The 24,682-nt window shown below is 33.0% G+C and carries 23 protein-coding genes; 6 read left to right on the top strand and 17 right to left on the bottom strand.

Features of this window, described 5'->3' with window-relative positions; translation table 11 throughout:
- Positions 1-35: 35 nt before the first annotated feature.
- Positions 36-1,241, top strand: a complete 1,206-nt coding sequence (locus tag EYD45_RS08775) for a glycosyltransferase family 39 protein (protein WP_165453911.1) — start codon at positions 36-38, stop codon at positions 1,239-1,241.
- On the opposite strand, the gene EYD45_RS08770 is transcribed toward EYD45_RS08775, so the two are convergent.
- Genes EYD45_RS08770 through EYD45_RS08695 form a run of 16 tightly spaced genes read right to left on the bottom strand, consistent with a single transcriptional unit; the run spans position 1,242 to position 17,866 of the window.
- Positions 1,242-2,144 (bottom strand): hypothetical protein, encoded by a 903-nt coding sequence (locus tag EYD45_RS08770; RefSeq protein ID WP_130964167.1) that lies wholly within the window; start codon positions 2,142-2,144, stop codon positions 1,242-1,244.
- The gene (locus tag EYD45_RS08765) at positions 2,145-3,584 is read right to left on the bottom strand and encodes an MBOAT family O-acyltransferase (protein WP_130964166.1); all 1,440 of its coding nucleotides are present in this window, start codon (positions 3,582-3,584) and stop codon (positions 2,145-2,147) included.
- Positions 3,585-3,599: 15 nt separating this feature from the next.
- Complete coding sequence (locus tag EYD45_RS08760) at positions 3,600-4,568, bottom strand: glycosyltransferase family 10 domain-containing protein (protein ID WP_130964165.1); 969 nt, start codon at positions 4,566-4,568, stop codon at positions 3,600-3,602.
- A 14-nt stretch (positions 4,569-4,582) separates the two neighbouring features.
- The gene (locus EYD45_RS08755; protein ID WP_130964164.1) at positions 4,583-5,461 is read right to left on the bottom strand and encodes a glycosyltransferase family 2 protein; all 879 of its coding nucleotides are present in this window, start codon (positions 5,459-5,461) and stop codon (positions 4,583-4,585) included.
- A gap of 12 nt (positions 5,462-5,473) precedes the next feature.
- Positions 5,474-6,613 (bottom strand): glycosyltransferase family 4 protein, encoded by a 1,140-nt coding sequence (locus EYD45_RS08750; protein WP_130964163.1) that lies wholly within the window; start codon positions 6,611-6,613, stop codon positions 5,474-5,476.
- Positions 6,613-7,563, bottom strand: coding sequence for a glycosyltransferase family 2 protein (locus EYD45_RS08745; RefSeq protein WP_130964162.1), 951 nt, complete (start codon positions 7,561-7,563; stop codon positions 6,613-6,615). The genes EYD45_RS08750 and EYD45_RS08745 overlap by 1 nt, the downstream gene beginning before the upstream one ends.
- Positions 7,563-8,516 carry a glycosyltransferase family 2 protein gene (locus EYD45_RS08740; protein WP_130964161.1) on the bottom strand — a complete coding sequence of 318 codons (954 nt, stop codon included), beginning with the start codon at positions 8,514-8,516 and terminating at the stop codon, positions 7,563-7,565. Before EYD45_RS08740 ends, EYD45_RS08745 begins: the two co-directional genes overlap by 1 nt.
- A 1-nt stretch (position 8,517) precedes the next feature.
- The gene (locus tag EYD45_RS08735) at positions 8,518-9,237 is read right to left on the bottom strand and encodes a hypothetical protein (protein WP_165453910.1); all 720 of its coding nucleotides are present in this window, start codon (positions 9,235-9,237) and stop codon (positions 8,518-8,520) included.
- Between the two features lie 31 nt (positions 9,238-9,268).
- Positions 9,269-10,261, bottom strand: coding sequence for a glycosyltransferase family 2 protein (locus EYD45_RS08730; RefSeq protein WP_130964159.1), 993 nt, complete (start codon positions 10,259-10,261; stop codon positions 9,269-9,271).
- Entirely contained in the window at positions 10,254-11,186 is a 933-nt protein-coding gene (locus EYD45_RS08725; protein WP_130964158.1) for a glycosyltransferase family 2 protein, read from the bottom strand. The genes EYD45_RS08730 and EYD45_RS08725 overlap by 8 nt, the downstream gene beginning before the upstream one ends.
- Positions 11,176-11,838, bottom strand: coding sequence for a class I SAM-dependent methyltransferase (locus tag EYD45_RS08720; protein WP_130964157.1), 663 nt, complete (start codon positions 11,836-11,838; stop codon positions 11,176-11,178). Before EYD45_RS08720 ends, EYD45_RS08725 begins: the two co-directional genes overlap by 11 nt.
- On the bottom strand, positions 11,839-12,450 hold the full coding sequence (locus tag EYD45_RS08715) for a CatB-related O-acetyltransferase (RefSeq protein WP_233702587.1): 612 nt from the start codon (positions 12,448-12,450) through the stop codon (positions 11,839-11,841).
- Positions 12,447-13,670 (bottom strand): ABC transporter ATP-binding protein, encoded by a 1,224-nt coding sequence (locus EYD45_RS08710; protein ID WP_130964156.1) that lies wholly within the window; start codon positions 13,668-13,670, stop codon positions 12,447-12,449. The genes EYD45_RS08715 and EYD45_RS08710 overlap by 4 nt, the downstream gene beginning before the upstream one ends.
- A gap of 5 nt (positions 13,671-13,675) precedes the next feature.
- The gene (locus EYD45_RS08705; RefSeq protein WP_130964155.1) at positions 13,676-14,572 is read right to left on the bottom strand and encodes an ABC transporter permease; all 897 of its coding nucleotides are present in this window, start codon (positions 14,570-14,572) and stop codon (positions 13,676-13,678) included.
- Between the two features lie 28 nt (positions 14,573-14,600).
- Positions 14,601-17,060, bottom strand: coding sequence for an exopolysaccharide transport family protein (locus tag EYD45_RS08700; RefSeq protein ID WP_130964154.1), 2,460 nt, complete (start codon positions 17,058-17,060; stop codon positions 14,601-14,603).
- An 8-nt stretch (positions 17,061-17,068) separates the two neighbouring features.
- Complete coding sequence (locus tag EYD45_RS08695) at positions 17,069-17,866, bottom strand: polysaccharide biosynthesis/export family protein (RefSeq protein ID WP_130964153.1); 798 nt, start codon at positions 17,864-17,866, stop codon at positions 17,069-17,071.
- Between the two features lie 103 nt (positions 17,867-17,969).
- Here EYD45_RS08695 and EYD45_RS08690 point away from each other — a divergent pair, with 103 nt between their 5' ends.
- From EYD45_RS08690 to EYD45_RS08680, 3 genes are all read left to right on the top strand, one after another.
- Positions 17,970-19,832 (top strand): ABC-F family ATP-binding cassette domain-containing protein, encoded by a 1,863-nt coding sequence (locus EYD45_RS08690; protein ID WP_130964152.1) that lies wholly within the window; start codon positions 17,970-17,972, stop codon positions 19,830-19,832.
- Between the two features lie 7 nt (positions 19,833-19,839).
- The gene (locus tag EYD45_RS08685) at positions 19,840-20,238 is read left to right on the top strand and encodes a hypothetical protein (protein ID WP_130964151.1); all 399 of its coding nucleotides are present in this window, start codon (positions 19,840-19,842) and stop codon (positions 20,236-20,238) included.
- Positions 20,239-20,412: 174 nt separating this feature from the next.
- A complete protein-coding gene (locus tag EYD45_RS08680; protein WP_317127934.1) occupies positions 20,413-21,021 on the top strand; it encodes an O-methyltransferase in 609 nt (202 codons plus the stop codon).
- Positions 21,022-21,028: 7 nt separating this feature from the next.
- Here EYD45_RS08680 and EYD45_RS08675 read toward each other — a convergent pair whose 3' ends face one another.
- On the bottom strand, positions 21,029-23,002 hold the full coding sequence (locus tag EYD45_RS08675; RefSeq protein ID WP_130964149.1) for a DUF5723 family protein: 1,974 nt from the start codon (positions 23,000-23,002) through the stop codon (positions 21,029-21,031).
- A 516-nt stretch (positions 23,003-23,518) separates the two neighbouring features.
- On the opposite strand from EYD45_RS08675, the gene EYD45_RS08670 reads away from it, so the two are divergent.
- Positions 23,519-24,091 carry a cob(I)yrinic acid a,c-diamide adenosyltransferase gene (locus EYD45_RS08670; RefSeq protein ID WP_130964148.1) on the top strand — a complete coding sequence of 191 codons (573 nt, stop codon included), beginning with the start codon at positions 23,519-23,521 and terminating at the stop codon, positions 24,089-24,091.
- Positions 24,092-24,399: 308 nt separating this feature from the next.
- Positions 24,400-24,621: a DUF2795 domain-containing protein gene (locus tag EYD45_RS08665; RefSeq protein WP_019387375.1), complete on the top strand. Its 222-nt coding sequence runs from the start codon at positions 24,400-24,402 to the stop codon at positions 24,619-24,621.
- Positions 24,622-24,682: the final 61 nt, after the last annotated feature.

Here is a 24,682-nt window from a genome sequence, read left to right as displayed (position 1 = left end):
CAATAATTTACTTTGTACTTAGGACCGAAACGTTCATGAGATTGCAAATACCTTATGGAGATGAACAAAGCTTTTTAAAAGCGTTTAGTAATATACAAGTAAATGGTTTTTTTTCAGAATGGATGAATGGTGGATTATCACCTTCGTTCTATATACTATCATATCCTTTCGCTATATTATTTGAAAATCCTTTAATTGGTTTTAGGGTGTTTTCATTGAGCTCCACTATCATAACTCTTTTGTTACTTTACAACTTTGCCAAACACAAACTAAAACTAGAGGGGGTCTTTTTTTATTCCAGTATAATACTAACCATCAACTTTTTAGCCTACAGAATATTTTGGCAAGGTATAAATGACGACTTTTTACATTTGTTGGTAATATATTCTATTGTGCTACTTTATGATAGCTGTAAAAAGAAAAACAACAAGAATATATTGCTTTTAGGCGTAATCATTGGTTTGATAATAGGCACAAGAATTTCGGCTTTTATCATAATTCCAGGTTATATTTTTTTCTTTTTGAAAGATTTTAAAACAGGTTTTAAAGTTGGTATAACAGCATTAATTATTGGCTTTTGTTTGCATGCGCCATCCTTAATTTCAAATAAAACACTTTCATCCATTAATAAAGACCCGGAGAACGGGCTTACATGGGCTCAATTAAATTACGTATCTCAAATCTATATCTACGAAGAAAAAATACCCGAACACAGTCGAATAAGTTGGGAGGAACTGCAAGACTACATAGACAAAAATGGAAGCGAACATTTGCCAAAAACATTTATTGAAAGCGTTACTTTTAATTGGGGTTTCAGCATTCGCGAGTTTTTTAATGAATTATGGTTTACGCTTCACAGTATATTTTTTAGATTCTTTGGGCTGGGGCTTTTTGTGATACTCGCTTTTAGTTTTTATATGTTGAAAAGTAGAAAGGCTTTGAACGACAATCTTAAGTTTTCAAAATCGTTTTTCTTGTTTTTTTGGAGCTATACTTTTTTATTATGCTTTGTGGTATTAACTAGTTTGGAAATACGCTGGTACACTTCATTTGTGTTTTTGGGCATCTTGTTTTTTCATAAACTGCTTGAAGATTTTAAATGGAATACCCTTAAAATTAAGCCAGAATTAATATTTAACATCAATTTGCTACTCCTTTTGTTATATCAGGCAAAATTCATTTTTACAGATAGTAATTTGTTATCTGATATTTTAAGAAAAATAGCTCCTAATATTTTTTAACTAGTCTAGCGAGGATAAATAGTTATTCAATTCTGAAGTAAAGAGCTTCGCACCGGTAATGTTCAAATGAGCGTTGTCGTAATAGTTAAGTTTATCAAGATATGCTTCAAGCGATGTATCATAAACAAACATTTTAGCAACATTTTTATCAATAAGTTGCTCAAATCGTTCAATAAAAACTGAGTTATGTGTTCTGAAACTTGGAGGAAATACACAAATGAGTTCAATTTCATGTTCTTTACACATATCCTGAATATCTTTAAAGGCCTTAACCTTAAGCAGATCTTCTATGTCTTTTTGATAGTTGCTTTTTGTTTTTTCAATAGTTGAAGGATATTTTTCAAGATCCAATAAAGGTTGTGACCCAAAACTGTCTAGTGGATTACTATCATTATTAGATACTTTTTTGAAGCTTAACATATCCTTATTCAATCTTCCTAGATATAAAAACTTGCTGTAATATGGTTGATTATCTTTTTCTATCAATGCGTCGTTAATAAAGTTATACTCTGATAATGGTTTTAAAATATCATACCTAAAAGATAAAGCGGCTTCTTTAAAGTAAAACGGGTTATCAACAACCAGAAGTATTTTTTCAGGTGCCTTATTAAATTTCAATAGCGTCTCTAATAAAAACTTATGAAATATAATATCAGACCCGTGATAGGACAAATTGTATGTTTCTAAATCCTGAGCTTTTTGAATATCTCCAGCCAAAATATTTCCTGCTCCGATAGAAGAGCCAAAAATGATAATATCCTTATTCATTTGCCCCTCTAAAACATATTCTAAACGTTTATCGTACTGATTATTTTTAGCGCAATTCAACAAAAAGAGACTCGCTTTTTCAACTAAGAAAAACAACAAACCAAATAGAAGAATACGTTTTAAAAATAGCTTCATCTAAAATTGAAAATAAATAAACTCTTGTGAAGTTTCGTTACTGAACATTAAAACTAAGGCAATTAAAATCATGTAAAAACTCCATCTTAGCACCCTATTTTTTTTCAGGAACATTGCTTCAATAGCATATTGCTGTGCTCTACCCATCCATTCAATAATCATGAAAACAACAATAAGAATGATGACATCCTTCGGTCTTATTGTTGGCAATGTAAATAGAGTCTCAGAAAATATTTCGCTAAGGTAGCTTATGGCATGATCCATATTATCGGCTCTAAAAAACACCCAAGCTAAAACTGTAAGTAAAAAAGTAAGTAGCATACTTACGCTTTCCTTTAAGTTTGGCAAAACACTATTCTGAGCTACGGTATTTAGATGCTTTCTATTGCGCTTACCAAGCATCAATGGTAAAAAGTAAAGGGCGTTTAAACATCCCCAAGCTATAAATGTCCAGTTTGCACCATGCCAAAAACCGCTTACAATAAAAATTACGAAAGTATTCCTAACCTTGCTCCAACTACTACCTCTACTTCCGCCAAGTGGGATGTATAAGTAATCCCTAAACCAAGTAGATAAAGATATATGCCACCGTCTCCAAAATTCAGCAATGTCTCTTGAAAAATATGGAAAGGCAAAATTCTGTTTTAAATTAAAACCGAATAATCTCGCTGTGCCTATAGCTATATCAGAATAGCCAGAGAAATCACCATAGATTTGAAACGTAAAAAACAATGCTCCCAAAAACAATGTACTCCCAGAATATTCAAAGGAACTATTAAAAATTTGGTTGGCATATTCCGCGCAGCTATCAGCAATTACAACCTTTTTGAACAAACCCCAAAGTATCTGCTTACAGCCATCTACAGCTTCGGAGTAATCAAAATGTCTCTTTTTGTAAAACTGAGGCAATAAATTTGTAGCACGCTCAATAGGACCTGCAACTAGTTGTGGAAAAAAGCTAACAAAGGCCAAAAACGAGACGAAATCTTGGGTAGGCTCTAATTTTCGTTTGTACACATCAATGGTATAACTTAACGTTTGAAATGTATAGAAACTTATTCCAACAGGTAAAATAATATCAAGCGTATTGGGTTGAATGCTTTGACCTAAGAATGAAAATGCTGTTACAAAGTTGTCTACAAAAAAGTTATAGTATTTAAAAAAGCCTAAGAACCCGAGATTTACTAGAATGCTAGTCCATAATAAGGTTTTTCTCGTGGTAAGCTTTTCTTCTTTTTTTAACTTTAGTCCAATACCATAATCTACCAAAGAGCTAAAAACTATCAACGCTAAAAATCGGTAATCCCACCAGCCATAAAATATGTAGCTAGCCAAAACCAATACTATATTTTGCAGCTTTAAATTTCTATTGGCTACAAACCAATATAGCAGAAACACTATAGGCAGAAAAATAGCAAAATCTATGGAGTTGAACAGCATTTAAAGAACGTGTTTCTATTGTTTAAATTTGCGTTTTACTTTTCTAATGAATTTTTTAACATCCAGCGATTTTGGGTAATTATCATAATATGCATTACCGCCCTTGAGGTGGATTAATTCTTTTTTATCACATGAATTCGCACCTCTTTTTGATAGTATTGCATCAATTTGATTGGTAATAAATGGAAACATTTGGTAATGGTCTAAAACAAGTTCTCGAGCCTCTTTAATAGCTTCCAATTTATGCTCATAAGTTTTAGAATTCACTGTTTCCTTTAAAAACTGTTTGATATGCTTATCCTTTGGATCAATTTGGATTATAGCCTCTGCAGGAAAATAGTCTTCAATACGCTCACATCCAAAATATAAAGGCACATTGTAACTTAAAAAGCAATCGGCTATTTTCTCTGTCCAGTAATAATCATTGCGAAAGTTTTCATAGGCAATGGTATATTTTGAAGATTTCATCACATCCCACTTGCTATCTACTTCCTTAATGCCTCTTCCGAATAAATGTACAAAAGGCAAATCTGAAATAGATTCTAGAAAATCCATCCTTTTACTATGCTGAATAGATGTGCGCTGGTTGCTGGTGACCCAAACTATTTTGTCTTCTTTCTGTAAATCTTTAGGCTTTAATTGTTTAAAATAATCATAATCTTGGTCTAAATGCCAAGGTAGTGCCGGTTGCGCCAATACATATTTCCCTCCTTGGTTTATTTGATTATAAATTACGGATACCTTCTTATTTGCATATTGACGGTATTTTGAAATCTCATTTGCTGGCTCTAAACATAAGTGCAAGATATTATCAGGATTTACTTTTACCTTTACATCAGTTTTTGGATAGTCTAGAATCACCAAAAAATCGCACTCCTTTACATCTTCCTCGGTAAACGTAATATGTTTCCATTTAAAAGATTGCTTTGGAGTTTGTCGTTTTATATCAGGATAGGGATAGTATCTGCAAATTTTTACTAGCATTAACTTCTTTTTTATCAATATTTTAGACCTTGCGAGTTTAGTTTTTTTTGTATGGTTTCAGGTTTTACAGGTTTTCTGTGTTTTAAAACTTTTGGTAAACCTAAAATGGTTTTAAATATTGCCTTAAAATAATCCATAAAATATGTGGTGTCTTTCAAGGCATATTTAACAAAGTTATGCCAAAGTACTTTTGCTATTTTTTTTAATGGATTTTTATAATATACAATATAAAAATTGATACTATTTTTTAGTTGACGCTGAAACCTGTAATAATTTCTACCTCTCTTTTTTCTTAATTGAACATCCACTCTGTGGTTAACTTTTATTTCTGGTTGGTAAAAAATAGTGTACCCCAAATCTAAAACTTCTAGAGCTACCACTGATTCTTCTCCATAAATATCCATCCAATTGGGAAAACCTCTGGTGAGCTCATAGACACTTTTCTTTATACCAAACCCACAACCTACAAAATCGTTAGTGTAATAAGACTCCAACTGTTTTGAGTTCTCTAGTGCCACTGCATCAGATTTAAACAAACCTCTCACTTCTTGAAACGCAATAATCCCCAGATTAGCATCTTGTTCAAAACAATGAAAAACCGAATTAATAAAATCTGCACTTATAGGGTGGGCATCATCATCTAAACCGATAAAAACTTTGCCTTTTCCCTTCTTATACAATAAATTTCGTGCAGGAGATGCACTGATACTTTCTTGCGAAACCGTCCATTTTACCCAATCATAATCATCAATTATAGCTTCAGTTTCTGTACACCCATCAACAAACACTAAGACTTCATGTTGTGAGGTGTCAACAATAGCTTTTAGTTTATCTAGCGTAAATGCCAAATCTTTCGCCCTATGTTTTGTAACTATTAAAAAAGATACTTCCATTTAGCTTAAGCCTTATACTATCGTGTCTTTGTAAAGTTGAATTATTTTAGGCTGTAAGGTAGCACGTTTATAATTATTTTCAATAAATCTAACATTATAATCTTGTGCTTTTTGTCTTAGTTGCAAATCGCTTAAGGCATCTTCCATTAATTTCGAAATTGCTTTAAAATCCAAAGGGTTTTCAATTAAGAAACCATTAACTCCGTCCTCTATAACTTCGGCAGTAGCCCCTCCAGGATTAGATTGGATGGGAAATGCTCCCATAGCCATAGCTTCTAAAAGTGCATTAGGCATACCATCGGAAAGATTATTGCCTAAATGAATGATACTTTTCCCCATAAGCATTAATAATTCTTCATTTTTAAGTCTTTCATGCCTTGGATGGATAACATAAGATAGTTGATTAAAAACGTGAGAGGCTTTGATATAATTTTCTAGTTCTTTATCTGTACTATATACATGAAACTCAACATTCTTAATTAGCTCTAAATTCAGTAATTCTATGGCTTTTACAATTTGCAGAGCTTCACCAGCATCATACTGATACCCTTTAAAAAGGATGATAATTCTATCTTTTTGTGCTTTAATTTTTGTGGTATCCACAGTAATGCCACCGTTACCAGGAAAGACGTAGGATGTTTTGTCAAAACCTAAATCCTTAAGTGCTTTTACATCCCGATGGCAATCGGAAATTAATACGTCCACCCGCTTCATAAAATCTTCTACTTCCTTATCTGTTGTTCCTCTTTTCTTATAATAGTACACATCGCTTCCCCAAGAGGAATAGATAAAAGGTATATTATTTCCCTTCATAATTGGTAGAATGGAAAAGCCCGTGAGCTGCATTTCGAAGCAATGTACAATGTCTGGATTAACGGATGAAATACTTTCACCGATAGCAGTCGCTAGACTTTTTTCATTAAATTTTTGCAAAAATTTATACAATCCAGGAACTCTCTTTTTTAAAGTCAATCGTAATGGATAATCCCAATTAAGCCTCCATCCCTTAACTTGTTTTACCCATGGTATCCTGTGTGATACTACCCCATCGTCATTTGCATCAATCCAAAACACCTCAAAACCAGAGTCTTTCAGCTGGTTTACCCATTGAAAAAAATGATGATTGGGAATGGCTACCATTAAAATCTTCATTATAGCTTAAATAAAGGTTTAAATTTAGTATCGCCCTTGCGAATTACTTTAAATATGATATAGAAAAAGTGAATTCGAAAGTACTTTAATTTCAAAACAAAATTATAGCATAGTTTTTTTTCTTTGATAAAACTTAAACATTTACTTGCTGCTACGAAGTTTCGCTCTGCAAGAGCTTGCCTAAAAAACCCAAGTGTCATTTTTAAAACAGATAATTTAACAGGATTTGATTGCGATAGTTTTAGAACAGTATTTTTAGCTTTAAAATACGACGTTAAACCATAATCGACATTAGAATAAAAACTATTGGTTGATGATTGCTCTCCTACCCTATAATAAATGAGTTCCCTATTAATAATTGCCAAAGATTTTTTTTGAAATAAGGCCCGCGCATACAACTCATGATCTTCTAGAATATGCATATCATCTCGTATTGGAAAATACGATTGTATACTAGAGGTTTTCCAAAGTGGCGCTACCATCATCATAGGAAATACTCCTGTAGCAAATGCTTCAAACAGGTTTTCAGGCTCAACGAGGTTGGAGGATTTATCATCTTCAGAAAAAATACTTTTATTGAAAGCTCCTGAAAACGCCCTTAACTTGCAAACCACTACATCATTTTTTTCAATAGCTTTGATTTTTAAATTAAGGTGATCTGGATGCATAATATCGTCGCTATCAAAAAACTGTAAGTAGTCACCCTTAATTTTTGTAAAGCCAAAATTTCGGCATGCACTTGGGCCTTTTGCTATATTATTAGGTCTTTCAAATAATTTAAACCTATTATCATCCTGAATTAGCAAGTTTACTTTTTTAACGGTAGTATCCGTACTGCCATCATCAACAATAATGCATTCCCAATCCTTAAAAATCTGGGACTTAATAGAATTTAGGGTTTCCTCTATTAGATGCGCTCTATTATATATAGGGAGGATGATGGATACCATTATCTAAACAATATGATTTTAAGGATGTATAATTGAGATTTTAAAGCATCTATTAGATTTAATTGCGGACTTGCATATACATACTGTAGTTTTAAATAATGCTTAATGTAATCTTTTAATCTTTTTACCATACTTTTTTCAAATTTGATACCCGCATAAAACGCCCAAAGCGCTTTTTTTGCAATGGTTTTATTAAAATTAGCATCGGCATCCAAGATGTGATCTTTTGCTAATTTCAAGCATTGGTAACGATAATAAAATACATCATACAGCTTTTTCTTGGTTATATTAATCTTTGCACTAATTTGACTTTCATGTCCATCTCCACTTCTAATTGTCGCCAGCACTGTATCTATAATTTTTAACTTTGGCTTTAAAGCTAACATTCGTATGTGAAACTCATTATCTTGATAGCGCATTATATTTTCATCAAATAGCATTTTCCCTTTAAGGAAACTTCGCCTCCACATGAAACAGCAGGTCTGCAGTTCTATCAATTCCATGGCGTAGTTATAGAACATACTTTTCTGGTTTTCATATTCAAACTTACTATCCCTAAAGGCTGTGAGTTGGTAATTTGCATAATTGTTTCGGTGTACTACGGCATCATATTCTGGATTAAACGACCTTACCTTTGTTTCAATAAATTCAGGCTTCATAATATCATCGCTATCAAACCAGTTAATGTATTCGCCTTTGGCTACTGTAAATCCATAGTTTCGGCAACTGTTTGCACCTTTTTTAAGATGCTTTGGTCTTTTAAAAAATTGTATTCTCTTATCTTTTGAGCAATAGTCTAAAATAATTTTTTCTGTTTCATCAGTGCTACCGTCGTCCACAATTACACATTCCCAATCTTTATATGTCTGATTCAAAATAGCCTCTAAAGTAGGTTTTACTATAGATTCCCTATTGTAAATGGGTATTATAACTGAAATTAATTGAGTTTTCAATTTATACTGAAGTTACATACTTATACTTGCTAGTAGCTATCACGAGTACACTTTTATTACCAATAAATTCTTTAGTTTTTATAGAAATATTGTTTTTCTCCAATACGTCAATTAACTCATGTGCTGTCTCTTTTTCAGAATGCCGCTCATAGTCATCAAACATGATAATAAATTGATCATCCTGTTTAAACCGTTTAGCTAAACTCACAATATCAAATCTAGAGTATCTTGGACTTCCTAATGGTCCGTCCACAATATATAAATCGAATGTTTTGTTTATCTGATTTTCAATAGTGTTATAACTCTTGTAGTTAAAACCTTTATATGATTTCTCTACTAACTCTAAAACTTTGATTTCAGATTGATTTGATAAACTAAATTTCTCATTAAAAAGAGCTTTCCATTCTTCATTATGTTCAATTATACAATGATCACATTCTATCATAGTATCATCAATAAATGTTGAGATAAACTTTGTTGATTCACCTAAACCAAACTCTAATATACTCTTTGGTTTAAAATCTGAAAGTATTCTGTGTAGCACATAAAAAAATGCATAATTGCCTGCCCATCTTCCAATATTTAATGGCAAATTTTCTAAAGCTTTTTTGCCTCTTATACTATCGTGGTAAATATGCGCCCACTCCAATTCCTTTAATTGTAAATAAGATTTTCGCTGTAGTTTAATCTGCTCTCTTATTATCCTAATAATTTTTTTCATTGTATTCTCACGCCTAAAAACGCATTAAATATCATCTTATTTGCAACTTTATATACTTTTTTCTAAGATAAGAATTTAGTCTTACCACACCTTTAATTCCTTTTAATTTTGTTTTACTGATAAAAAGCAACCTTAGTATTTGTTTCTGTTTAGAGTTTAATTCCAATTTATTTTCAGAAACACGAATCAAATCATCTAACTGACTTGTTTTTATTGATTTATCTGCATATAACGCTATCAAATTAAATAACCACATTTGAAGGTTTAATACATTCTCATTCAAAACGCCTTTAGGCATTTCAGAATAAATTGAATCTAAAAAAACAGGAATAGAATTAAATACATTTTGATTAAAATCTGGTGTCCTTGGATTACTTGCGCTAGCCCTTCTATATACACAATCTACTTCAGTGAAAATTTTAAACTTTGGTTTTAAACGACTTAGGAGCCTAATATTAAATTCTACGTCTTGAAATCTTGATAAAGCTTCATTAAAACTTATTTCACCCTTTAATAAGGAAGATTTATAAAGTGTGCGCTGTAAATTCCAAGGTAATCTATCCTTACCAATAAATGCGCTTAATGCCGCTTCCCAGTCATCAACAATAACATCAGGTGTATCGTCGTTCACAAACCCATCGTTTTTATGTATACCCATAGAAAAAATCACCAAGTCAAGGCTTAATTCTTGAATAGCACGAACTCTTCCTATCAGGCAATCTTGCAGCATTAAATCGTCGCTATCAAAAAACTGAATATATCTTCCTTTTGAAATAGACAAGCCAAAGTTTCTGCAGGCATTTGCTCCTTTTTGTGTATCTGATGGTCTTTTATGTAATGAAAACCTTTGGTCTAATTGAGTATATTCAGATATCTGATTGAAATCATATTTCGATGAACCATCATCAACCACAATGCACTCCCAATTGGCATAGCTTTGATTAACTATACTTTTAAAGGTTTCGATAACCAAATCACTCTTATTGAACACAGGTATGATGATGGATACCAAAGGATTATTCATCGATATAGAGTCTTCCTTTAACAACGTTTTTCTGTCTACTTAATTTAATTTGCGGCACTATTCTATTAATCAGTTTAATCTCTGCCCACTTATGCTTCGCGTTCTTAAAATTGAATTTTATTAACGAAATCATAAACTTTTTAAAAAGATTTTTTTTCCGTTGAGATACTTCAAAAAGCTTGTTTTCAGTTATATCTGCCCAATTTACCTTGAGCTGCTTTTCGCGCTTTTTTAAAGCATCTTCCAGAGCAATCTTAGGATTAAGCTCTTGGTTTATTCTATCGTGTCTTACAAATGTACTTGCCACAACGCCAATCTTTAAATTATGATACAACACTCTTTGGCAATAGTTATTATCCTCGCCATAATGGAAAAATATAGGATCAAATCCTCCAACTGTATTTAAAGTTTCAAGGGGCAATAACCATGCAGCAGCGTTAACGAACGGTACTTCATAAACACTATTTTTATGCTTTTCTTCAGTGTTGAATCCTGCTATATTAATCTCGTTTACATGTTTATCTTCAAGGTATGTTGAAAAATTCCAGTCTAACTCATTTCCAATACCATTTAAATGTATCGGGCTTAAAATACCATAGTTTGCATTTGATTTATGCATTTTTACAAGACTATCTATGGTATTCGAATTCAAATAGGCATCTTGATTCAAAAGAAAAACATAATCTGCCCCTTTTTTAATAGCGTATTTTATTCCTAGGTTATTTCCTCCACCAAATCCTAAATTTTTTTGCTGTGGAAAAAGAGAAATGGTTTTATAATGCTGCTGAATATAGCTCACCGTATCATCAGAAGAATTGTTGTCTACTACAATGATATGGTATTTCTCAGGAATGCAAGCTAATGTTTTTGGTATCCACTGCATGCCATTGTAAGTAACGATAATTACTGCAACTTTATTTAACATGACCGCAGACTAAAATATGTTGAAAGGTGACCCAATCCTTCTTTACCCACCTTAAAATCTTCGTCCAGAATCCAAATTTCGAGCCAATGGCATCTCTAGCCCTTAACTTGGGCTCATATTGGATTACATTCAAATTCGCATCTTTAACTAACTGGTGAATATCGTACTTTGTAAACCATCTTAAGTGCGTACTATCAAAAATACCGCGCTTATTTTTTGGCCATGTGCCTTTTACAAACACCTGAATAAAAAGCTCTAAATGAGCAATATTAGGTACCGAAATAATAACCTTCCCGTCAGAATTGAGCAGAGTCTTTAATTTTTTAAGAACATCTAAAGGGTTGATTAAATGCTCTAAAACATCACCAAATAGAATATAATCAAATTTCACCTTCTGCTTGGTTATACGTTCTACAAATTCATCTGAATTTAGGTCTCCTACAAACACCTCATCATAGTACTTTGATGCATCTTTTGCCATAAGGTCGTTATACTCCACACCAACTACCATTGCTGCAATTTTTTGATCTAAAAGATATTTTCCGTTAGTTCCAGTAGCGCATCCTACATCTAATATTTTGAGATGAGAACCTTCAATATACTTTACAAGATCATCCCTTAAACCTATATATGATGTATTTAAATTACTCACCTAGCTATTTTTTAAAACTTCTATATTTGTTGAACATAATAGATGTAGGTTCTCATTTATTTTTGCAATATCCCAATGCCACCATTCTAAATTTAGCAAGTATTCAATAGTCCGGTCATCAAATCTTTTCTTGATGAAAACTGATGGATTTCCTGCCCATACCTCATAATCTCCTACATTTTTAGTAACAACTGCTCCTGCACCAATTACGGCACCATTTCCTATTTTAACTCCAGACATTATAGTGGCATTTCTACCAATCCATACATCATTACCAATAATAACATCTCCATTAGTAGCCGGATGACCAGAGATATTTTTTCCTTTTGGAAAATCAGAATTTAAAACGCTAAACGGATATGTTGTTACCCAATCTGTTCTATGATTGCCTCCTAAAAATATGGTTACATTTTGAGCTATGGAACAAAATTTCCCTATAGTTAAATTTACATCATCATTCTCAAAAAGTACGGAAGGCTTGCCGTAAGTATATTCTCCAATATGAAACTTACTGTTTTTTAAGATATCTTTTGTAAAAACAGAAGGGGTTCCTTTTTCGTTTTTATTAACGAATGGTTTTAAAAGTTTTTTTAAAAGTCGTTTCAACATCATTGTATCCAGTTTTTTGGAACATACATATTACCAATATCAAACTTCTCCAGATGTGCATATTCTTTAATATTATCTAAAACTTGAAACTCGCAGCATTCCTGTACATTGTCATACTGACTCACGGCTGGTTGATAGATAATACAATTTAGCTTATAATTTCCTTTCACAAGCGTACCTGATGGAATCTTAAATTCGTAAATATTTTTCTCTTTCAACGGAGCTTCACAAGTTAAAACAACTTGGTCTAGTTTATTTAAAACCCGAATTAGAAGAAATCTATTTCTTATATCCGATGTTTTACTTTGAATTTTCAATTCAAAAGGAATATCTTCTTTACTGTAAAAGGCAGTAGTTTCGTTTTTTATTTTCACCATCTCCAGAAAAAGCTCTTTCGAACTTTCTTTGACATAATAATCTTTAGTTGACGTTTGCGCTTTTTGGTATATACTCAACACCTCATCTATTTCTCCAGAGAATTTTATTTTTCCATGCTCCAGTAAAATACCACGAGTACAAAGTTTCTTTACGGATGCCATATTATGACTCACAAACAAAACTGTTCTTCCTTCGCCTTTACTAATATCCTGCATCTTGCCAATGGCTTTGGTTTGAAACTCAGCATCTCCAACTGCCAAAACCTCATCAATTACTAAAATCTCAGGTTCTAGAAAAGCTGCCACAGCAAAGGCTAATCTTACCGTCATACCAGAACTATATCGTTTTACAGGTGTATCAATATATCTTTGACATCCAGAAAATTCTATAATTTCATCAATTTTAGAAGCAATTTCCTTTTTTGTCATACCTAAAATAGCACCATTTAAAAAGATATTCTCTCTGCCTGTCATTTCGCCATGAAACCCTGTACCTACCTCAAGTAATGAGGCTATACGACCTTTAGTTTTTATCTCTCCAGTGGTAGGACTTGTAACTTTTGAAAGTATTTTAAGCAATGTAGATTTTCCTGCCCCATTTTTGCCGATAATGCCCAGAACCTCTCCACGTTCAACTTCAAAATTTATATCCTGTAATGCCCATACGTATTCAGAATTTCCTTTAGTGCTTCTGTCGTTGCTCTCACCTACTTTTAAATAAGGATCTTCTTTTCCTCTTATTCTATACCACCATCTATTTAAATCATGACTAATAGTGCCTGTACCAACTAATCCTAGTCGGTACTGCTTTGATATATTTTCAACTTTTAAAATAATATCAGCCATAATATTTATACGGTATCAATAAAACTTCGCTCTGTTTTGTTAAATATAACCAACCCAAATAATGTAATACCCATGGTAACAACTAAAGTTATTAAAATGCCCTGAGTTGAAAACTCTCCTTGGGAAAAAAATATAAAGCGAAACGTTTCAACTATATGTGCTAAAGGATTGTTTTCAATTAATGGATTGATGTAAGAGGCTGATTTTGGAAAATTATTTTCAATTTTTTCAACTGCATCCTGAATGGGGTACATTACTGCAGATATATACATCAACAACTGAATACCAAAGCTTACTAAAAATGTAAGATCTCTGTATTTTGTTGTCATGGATGAAATTATCATTCCTAAACCCAAACCTAACAATCCCATCAACAGCACAAGAAATGGAAACAGTACAAGAGCACTAAAATCAATAGTTCCTGCTTTATCCCGAAACGCAAAAAACAGGTAAAAGCAAATAAATATTAAAAACTGAATGACGAATTTTAATAAGCCAGAAATAACGACCGTTATTGGCATAATTACCCTTGGAAAATAAACTTTGCTGAATATATTTTGATTCTTTTTAAAAGAATCACTTGTGCCCTTTAAGCATTCAGCAAAATAATTCCATATAGTTACACCTGCCAAATTGAATAAAAATGGATGCACATTAGAACCAACATCAATATTAGCAATACCGTTAAAAATTATCGTAAAAATTACAGATGTAATTAAAGGTTGAATTAAGTACCAAAGCGGACCTAAGACGGTTTGCTTGTATAATGTTATAACGTCTCTTTTAACGAACAAAAACAATAAATCCCTGTAGCGCCAAATCTCCTTAAAATTAAAATCAACAAACTTCCCCTTGGGAGAAATAGTATATAACCACTCTGAATTTGAATTTTCGTTTTTCAAGATTTACACCTTTTTAATTGGAGTGACTTTATTTAAAAGGATTAAGGAACGCAACAACTTTATTGAAAAAAGATGATTTTTTTTCATCTTCATGATAACCATTGGTGTAATTCCCATACCCATACCCATAGCCGTAACCGTAGCCATACCCATAGCCGTATCGCCCTTTTTTATTGAAACCGTTATATAGCAAGCTTAAATTTTTAATTTCTCCTTTTTTATGCTTGTCGTTAATAAGATTAAGCATTTCTTTCTTGGTGTAATCTTGCCTAACAACATACAACGACGCGTCGGCATATTGAATCAATTCAATAGCATCAGCAACTAAACCAACAGGAGGCGTATCCAATACAATATAATCGTATTTATCTTTTAAGTTTTGCATTAACACGTCCATCCTCTCATTAATCAAAAGCTCCGAGGGGTTTGGTGGAATGGGACCAGATGTAATTACATCAAGATTTTCAACTTTTGTTTTTTGAGTAACCTCATCCAATGTTTTCTGACCAATTAAATAATTTACTGCACCAATGTCATTTTCAATATCAAAATCGCCAAAAATCTTAGGTTTCCTTAAATCGAGACCGACTAGTATTGTTTTTTTTCCGCTTAAAGCAAATACTGTGGCAATATTTATAGAGCAAAATGTTTTACCCTCGCCACTTACCGATGAGGTCACCATAACTGTTTTGGTGCTATCAACATCATGCTGTTTATACATATATTGCAAACTGGATCTTATTGCCCTAAACGCTTCTGAAACTGCAGATTTTGGCTTTCTATGAACCACTAAATTATTGTCAAGATTATTTTTTCCTATAATCCCCAGTATCGGAATATTTGTGAGACTATCTAGATTTTGCGGATTATGAATTCTAGTATCAAAGAAAGTAACTAAAAGTGCAAGCAAAAATGGAGGCAATAATCCACCTAAAACAGCAAAAATATATCTTGAACTTAATTTTAAATCGATAGGTTGTGCCCCTGTATTTTTTGCAGAATCTATCCATATAATATCGGATACCGTAGCTGCTTTTATGATATCAGCTTCACCTCTTTTCGATAAGAATAAATTGTAAGTTTTCTCATTTAATAGATATTGTCGTTGGATATCCAACAAATTCTGTTGATCCTTTGGTAACCTGCTAAATTGTGCTTTCTCCCTTGATATTTTTCCATTAACAACCCCTAGTTCCCTATCGAGTCCAGCGGTTGAGGATTTAATATTTTCTAATAGCACTTGTTTTAAGCCATCTATCTGTAAATTCAACTCATCAAAAATTGAGGCTCCAGGTTTAACCGTAGCTTCATATTTTGCCTTTTGAACTGACAATGCATTAATTTTTGAGATATTGCTCAATATGTTAGCATCATCTATTCCTGCTACAGATGGTGCAGGTAGTTCAGTAAACGATTTACTGGTTTCTAAGTATGATTTTAAACTGGTATAATACGCTTTTTTACGATTGATATCATCACGCTGCAATTCTAAATCTGATAGTTTCTGTGTAATTAATTCGCTTTCTTGATCCAAATTATAAATACCCATTTTAGAACGGTAACTATTCAGGGCATTTGAATTGCCTACCAATGAATCTTTCACTCTACTCAACTGACTATCAATGAAGTTAATGGTATTGGTAACAAATTGGTTCTTTCTTTCCAATTGCTCTTTTGTCAATACCCTAACTGTCTCATTTAAATAATCTTCAATCTTCTTGGTATTATTGTCTACCATGCTCAAGTTAATAATTGAAGAATTCCGTGGATTACCGATTGCTAACTTTCCACGATATGTTGCCACAACAGCATCAAAACTTAAAAGCTTAATAAAATAAACATCGCCAGATTTTACAGTTCTATCTTCAGCCAACGTAACTTGCCCTTTAAAATAGGGCAGATTTATAAATTCGCCTATGCTATGGGTTGTTGTAGAAACTCCCAAAGAAACATCTTGCGTTTTAAGCGATTGGTTAGAATATTTTTGTGTCGTAATAGTATTGGATTCAAAATCAAACTCTAAATCAAATTGCTTACTATCTTTAAAGCTTATTTTAATTGGTGAATTCAAAACTTGATATGCCGCAGTATCTATCTCAAATCTGAAGGAAGCATCCTTGTATATATCATCTTTACGAAAACGCGATTCTTTCAGGTAAGTTACATAAAACTGTAAATTTTCAACTATCTGCTCATGAAGGCTTCTAGACTGCAGTGTATTTATAATAGTCTGCACTTTTCCTGAAATTCCACCATAATTAAATGTAAGGCTAGTGTTTGAAGAAAAAAGAGGGTTTTTATCCTCCTCTAAAGAAATTTTAGTGCTCAGTCTGTAAGATTGTTGTTTGCGTATGTTTTGCTGATATACTATAAAAACACCTATACCAACACAAATGACGAATAATTTCCAATAACTAAGTGCTTTAAAAAGGAACGCCTTAATGTCGAATGCTGGACCAGAGTCTATTATATCAAATTCGTCGTTCATAGCTTGTATTAGTTCTGCGTTAAAAGATATGCTGAGAGTAAAACAGAGAATACACTAGCTATAGTCGTGAAAGTTTGTGAAGCCGTTTGTCCCGCTCCAAGAGCCTTTCTTTTAAGAGGTTTTACCAATATCATATCATTTGGCTTAATATAATAATATGGTGAATTCATCGCAGCCTTATCGGTTAAATCTATATGATGGATTTTTTGACCGTCAGGATATTGTCTAATTACCATAACATCAGTTCTATCTCCAGTATCACGTATATCTCCTGCATTTGCGAGTGCTTCTATGATATTTACTCGGTCTTGAAACAAAGTAAGCACTCCTCCTCCATTAACTTCACCTGTAACGGTATATCTTAAACCTGCTAATTTTACAGTAATAAATATTTTAGATACGTCTTTTAAATATTTATCTAAAAGCGCCCGTTTTACCTTCCCCTCGATCTCATCCGTAGTAAAACCAAGAACATTGATTTTGTCCAATATCGGAAACTCTATATTACCATGTAAATCTACCGTAAAACCGCTAAAATATAAGCTTTGTGCATTTATAAATCCATTTGCTTGCTCTGTAGGTTGAAAAATCTCAACCAATTTCTTAAGCTCACTATCTGTAGATTTAATGCTAATGCTAAGAATATCATTAACTTGAACCCTATATGGGGTGGCCATACTTTGTATTTGCGCAGAATTATCAACAGTTGTACCTTTATCCTGCAAATAAACAAGGTCTTTATTGGTAATACATGAATTAAAAAAGAGGCCAAAAATTAGCAGATAAAACCAAACAAATTGCTTCATTCCATGGGGTTTGAGATACGACAAATATAACCTTTCATCGTGAATAATAAAACTTTAATCGGATTTTTTGGTTTTTTATCCAATTTTTCAAAAAATATACGCGTTGAATTATTTAACTGTTGAAAACATATCTAAGTCTTATGGAGAACTCACACTTTTTGAAAATATTTCATTTAGTGTCCATAAAGATCAAAAAATAGCATTCATAGCCAAAAATGGCACCGGAAAAACCTCTATTTTAAACATTCTATCTGGTGAAGATGTAGCAGACTCTGGCAATATTATTTACAGGAAAGACATTAAGGTTTCCTTTTTATCGCAAGATCCAAAGTTTGATAAATCGCTAACAGTTGAGGACACTATTCTAGCAAGTGAAAATCCTATTTTAAAAGTAATTTCAAATTATGAAAAATCACTTTTAAACCCAGAAAACACAGAGAATTATCAAGCAGCGTTTGATGCCATGGAACGCCACCAAGCATGGGATTTTGAGACACTTTATAAGCAAATACTTTTCAAATTAAAGCTTGAAAACTTAGAGCAAAAGGTGAGCACGCTATCTGGAGGTCAGAAAAAAAGATTGGCACTCGCTGATGCACTTATCAATAAACCGGATTTATTGGTTTTAGATGAACCCACCAACCATTTAGACTTAGAAATGATAGAGTGGCTGGAAGAATTTTTCGCCAAGGAAAACATTACACTTTTCATGGTAACGCACGATCGTTATTTTTTAGAGCGTGTTTGCAATGAAATTATTGAGTTAGATAATGGTATACTTTACAGTTATAAAGGCAACTACTCTTATTACCTAGAAAAAAAGCAAGAACGTAAAGAACGAGAAGAGGCCGAAGCAGGTAAAACCAAACAACTTTTTAAGAAAGAACTGGAATGGATGCGGCGTCAACCAAAAGCAAGAACCACAAAATCAAAGTCAAGAATTGATGATTTTTTTGAAATAAAACATATAGCCCACCAGAGACGAAAAGAGCATCAAATACAATTGGAGCTTAACATGGAGCGACTAGGAAGTAAAATTCTAGAATTCCATAAAGTTTCCAAGGCTTTTAAAGAAAAGGTGATTTTAAATAGTTTCGATTATACTTTTAAAAAAGGCGAGCGTATTGGAATTATTGGGAAAAACGGCACAGGAAAAACTACATTCCTGAATATTTTAACACAAGTGGACAAACCAGATGCTGGAAAGGTAGTAAAAGGGGAAACTGTAAAGTTTGGTTACTACACCCAAAGTGGTATTACTATAAAGCCAGAACAAAAAGTAATTGATGTTATAAGGGAGTTTGGAGATTATATCCCTTTAAAAAAGGGACGCCAGATTAGTGCTCAACAATTATTGGAGCGATTTCTTTTCAGCAGAAAAAAGCAATATGATTTTGTTGAAAAGCTAAGTGGCAGCGAACGCAAACGCCTATATTTATGTACAGTCTTAATTCAAAATCCAAATTTTTTGATTTTAGATGAACCTACCAACGATTTGGATATTGTGACTTTAAACGTTTTGGAAAGTTTCCTATTAGATTTTCCCGGATGCATTATCGTGGTATCACACGACCGTTATTTTATGGATAAAATTGTAGACCATCTGTTTGTATTCAAAGGCGAAGGTGTTATTGACGATTTCCCTGGGAATTATAGTGATTACAGAACTTACGAAGATAGCCAACCTGTAATTGCGAAAACAACAGAAGATAAAAAAGAAAAACAGTCTTGGAAAAAAAACGAAGCTTCAAAACTGTCGTTTAACGAGGAAAAGGAACTGAGAAATATTGAGAGTAAACTGAACGCTTTAGCTTTTGACAAAAAAGAGTTAGAAAATAAGTTTAATAATCCTGATTTAACTCAAGAGGAAATAAATACACTTTCTGAAGAATTACAACATATTATTGAAATGATAGAGTCTAAGGAAGAGCGCTGGTTTGAATTATCGGCTAAGTTGGAAGACTGAAGTATTTATGATTGACAAGAAAATATATCGATATACAAATGTTGAACTTCTAGATACCATAAGAAACTCGAAGAACAATGAGCTTGCTAAAAAAGCCGAAGTAGAACTTCAATCAAGAAAACTAGGTGAAGAGGAAATGAAAAAGAGTGAGGTTGACTACAAACAGTATAAAGTTTTTCAAGAGTTGAGAAAAGAAATGCCTCTTACCGCGGAAGAATGGCTTACTTTCCTTTTTCTGTCCCTTTCTAAAGGGAGAGATCATCATTTTTCAGAATCTGAAATGGAACGTTTCAAAAAACATGGTTTTGAGAAAAAGTTCTATCAAGCTAGAAAAATAAAGAAATATGGGTATATTTTTTGGTTTGTAATGATTATGTTATTAGCCTTAATTACGTCTCTTATCTAGTTCCCCATAATGCTGTACCAAATCAAACAATACATAATATTCCTTTTTAAGTCCACCAACCAACACGGTGTGCACTCACCTTTTGTTTATAATTTGGTTACAAAATGTTTTTATGACAAAACTAAATATCGAGAATATCGAAACATAAAAGATTTTATTAAGCGAATTCGAAATGTGAAATTAAAAATCAATGTTACTGATTTTGGAGCTGGAAGCAAAAAAGTTACATCCTCAGAAAGAAAAATTTCAGAAATAGCAAAAAATGCTGGCACCACAATACATAGAGCAAAACTACTTTTCAGAATGGTAAATTATTTTAAACCAAAATACATTTTAGAGCTTGGCACCTCTCTTGGTTTTGCTACTCAAGCTATGAGCCACGGTAATCCCAAAGCAAAAATTGATACTATTGAAGGTTGTCCCAAATTATCAGACTACACTAAAAAGCATTTTAGAGTTTTACGGTTAGATAATATCAATATTATTACCGGGAATATTGGCGATACCATAAAGCAACTAGAATCAAAACAGTATGACTTAATATTCTTTGATGGTAACCATACCAAGCAAGCAACATTGGAATATTTTGAAAGTTTACTTCCCAAAGCCCACAACAACTCTGTTTTTATTTTCGATGACATCTATTGGACCAATGACATGACGGAAGCATGGAAAACCATTAAGCAACATCAAAAAGTAACCGTAACAGTCGACACCTTTTACTGGGGCATTGTGTTTTTTAGAAGAGAACAAGCCAAAGAACATTTTAAAATTAGAGTATAAACCCTAATTAGTCTATCAAGTTTATCTCAACCCGTCTATTTCTGGATCTTCCGTAGCGTGTTTTATTACTCATAATTGGTTTACTTTCTCCATAACCAACCGTTAGTAGCCTGTTTGGGTCTATACCATTCTTCACTAAAAAGTTTTTCACTGAATTTGCTCTTAATTCTGACAATTCCCTATTCAAATCATCTCCACCAGTACTATCTGTATGTCCTTCAATAGTAAAGCCAGAACTTGGATATTGCTTAAGAATCTCAACAATTTCTAAAAGTACTGCGTTAGATTCATCTTTAATTTGAGCTGTTCCAGAATCAAACAAAATAGTTCTTGCAAAAGCATTCAGTGTTTTTTGAACCTCTACAGTAACTTCCTCCTCAGGACAACCTTTATTTGGAATAGTGCCAGCCTCAAACATACATTCATCGTCTTTATCTAAAACACCGTCACCATCTGAATCCTTCCAAGGGCATCCATTATTTTCTACTTCACCAGCTTCTTCAGGGCACGCGTCCTCATTATCCAAAATACCGTCTTCGTCCTTATCTCCCCAAGGACAACCATTATTTTCCTCTGGTCCGAATTCTTCTGGACATTCATCTTTTTTATCCACAATGCCATCTTCGTCTCTGTCCTTAGGTGTGTTTTTATAAATTGGAACTTTCAAGCCAGCGTAAACATCCGCTTGTTGGTTATTATCACTTGCAAAAGCTGAAATAATAGACCCAGAACCGGCATACAACGGACCTGCTCTAAATCCAGCACCCATTCTAAAACCATTACGCTCTACAACACTTAGCGGCAGGTAAAAGCTAAACCATTTGCTTTCATATCTAGGGGTTAACGACACTGTGCTAGCAATACGATTTGCAGTAACTCTACTTTTTGACATCACTGAAATATCAGTATTTAAATTCAAAAAAAGTTTAGAGTTCAAATTCCAGTCTAAATTTACGTGTACAGCGGTTGGGAGATCAATTTTATAACCAGTATCGCCTTCAAGTCTATTATAAAAGCTATTCAGGAAATCATTAATGCTTTCAGAGTTCCGGTAGTCCTCCTCACTTACATTAGTATTATTGATACTATATATTTCCCTAATTCCATTTTTATAATTAATAAAACCTATATCAGTCACACTCACACCTATCTTTAGCTTGTAATCGTTTACCTCGTCATCGCTAAAACTATTCGGGTTCCATTGGTATGTCAGTCCAATATCAAATCCAAATCCACTTGAATTATCTGGAGATTTATAGTCATAATCATCACTATCAAATTCATCAAAACGCGCTAAATTTAAAGTTCCAGAAGAAGAGATACTTCCTGTTGTTTCTCCACCTCCAAGATCAGTTCCGTCAGCATCATAGGTAAAGATTACATCCTTTCCGTATGCATAGGCATTGCCTAAACCTTTTAGATATTTTACAGAAAATCCACCATCTAATCGATTACGGTTATTGCTTAAAATAGTTCTCGCGTAAGATACACCAAACTCTACCCAGGCATGAGCTACACCATTAAAACTTTCTTCGTTAATATTATAATCCTTAGTTGTATCGTCATCAATGGATAGCATTGTTGCCCCATCAATTTCGTTAACATTAACAAAAACTCTACCTCTGGTAAAAAACGCTATCGTGCTTTTTGCATTTAGATTAAACATAAATGAAGGCCCCAAAACATCCATATTTCCTAAAGCTCTATTATCACTTGAAGGGGATTTGGTAGACTCCAAATCAAAACTATAGCCGTCCTTAAACGTATCGAACAAATTAACCCCAAAATAATCATTACTTCCAAAAGCACTGATTCCAGTAAGGTTTATATCTAATTTATATGGAGAGTTTGTAATGCTTGCAGGGTTTAATATGGTGGCATTTACACCACTATAGTTATCCGTAAGGAAACCTACATATGACTGGGTATATGTTGGAAGGCTCAATAAAACAATAATTATAAAGAGTAGAGTTTTCTTCATGTTAGATTGGTTGTTAATAGCTGTAGTAACAAATGTAATTTTTTTTCCTGTAAAAACATTCTTAAATTCTTAACTTTAAATAAACCTTTACTTATGTTACTGTTGTTAATTATTGGCTTTATTGTAATAGCACTTTTTGTTGGCAACCCAACCAAAAAAAGACGCTCCTTTAAGGATGGTTTTAGTAAAAGGAAGAACAAGAATAAATTTAAATGATATTTCCTTCATTGTGGGTTTTTCTTATCATCAAGATGATTCCAAACAGAAAGAGCGAGAGGAAAGAAATAAGGCATAAAGATGATATGTTTAAAAAATTGCATGGAAAAATATAATACCAAGCAATGATTTACTCCAGTTCCAAAATACTTTTGCAATTAGTCCTTTAATTAGATTTATCTTAAATTTGAATAATGCATTTAAACTGGACCGTTATAGCAATTATAATAGGACTTTTGTTTGTGATACTAAACAATAAGAAGTTTAAAAAGGTTTTAAAAAAAGAATTAGAAAAGAAAAATGAAAATTTACACAAAAACAGGAGATAAAGGTACAACAGCGCTCTTTGGTGGCACGCGTGTGCCAAAACATCATATTAGAATTGATAGCTACGGTACTGTAGATGAACTAAACTCTCATTTAGGGTTAATTCGCGATCAGGATATTGATAAGCATTACCAAGAATTGATAATGATTATACAGGATAAACTTTTTACTGTTGGAGCAATTTTAGCAACTGACCCAGAAAAAGCTATTCTGAAAAATGGAAAAGAACGTTTAAACATTGAAAAAATAAAAGCTGCAGATATTGAACTTCTAGAGCAGGAAATGGATACTATGAATGATGCCTTACCACCTATGACGCATTTTGTATTGCCCGGTGGCCATCAAACGGTGTCATTCTGTCATATAGCACGTTGTGTTTGTAGGCGTGCAGAACGATTAGCTTCTGCGTTATACGAACTCGAGCCTTTTGAGGCCAATGCGCTAACTTACCTAAACCGCCTTTCTGACTACCTTTTTGTGTTGGCACGGAAATTGTCATCTGACTTACAAGCAAATGAAATTAAATGGATTCCTGAGAAGACATAAAGTCTTTTTAAATCCGAAATTTACAGCTAATAGACGTAATTGTCTTCGCGTTAGGGATTGTAGTGGTAGCTTTTGGCGAGGCGCGCATCGAGCCAAAACTTTTAACGGAAAGCCCGACCCCTTGTGGGTAACGCCCAAAAAATTATTAAAAAAGCTGTTATGTTGCGCTATTATTAACGTAGCAAGAATAATTTCTACTGTTTTATGTACTAAGAGATACGTTCTTTTAATTAATGATTAAATATTTCACTTTTTTCTTGTGTGTTTAAACTAAAAAATTATTTTTGCAAAAAATTAAACATTAAGAAATGTATTGGACTTTAGAATTAGCATCGTATTTAAGTGATGCACCATGGCCAGCAACAAAGGACGAATTGATAGATTACGCAATTAGAACCGGAGCGCCTTTGGAAGTTGTTGAAAACTTACAGTCGATAGAAGATGAAGGAGACTCTTATGATTCTATTGAGGAAATTTGGTCTGATTATCCAACGGATGAGGATTATCTTTGGAATGAAGATGAATATTAGAAATAAAGCATGCAGCACAGATAAAAAAGTCTCGATTTGAGGCTTTTTTTTTGTCCTACAC

It is taken from the genome of Hyunsoonleella flava (assembly GCF_004310325.1).
GTDB lineage: Bacteria > Bacteroidota > Bacteroidia > Flavobacteriales > Flavobacteriaceae > Jejuia > Jejuia flava.
This window is presented reverse-complemented; position numbering and strand designations above follow the sequence as displayed.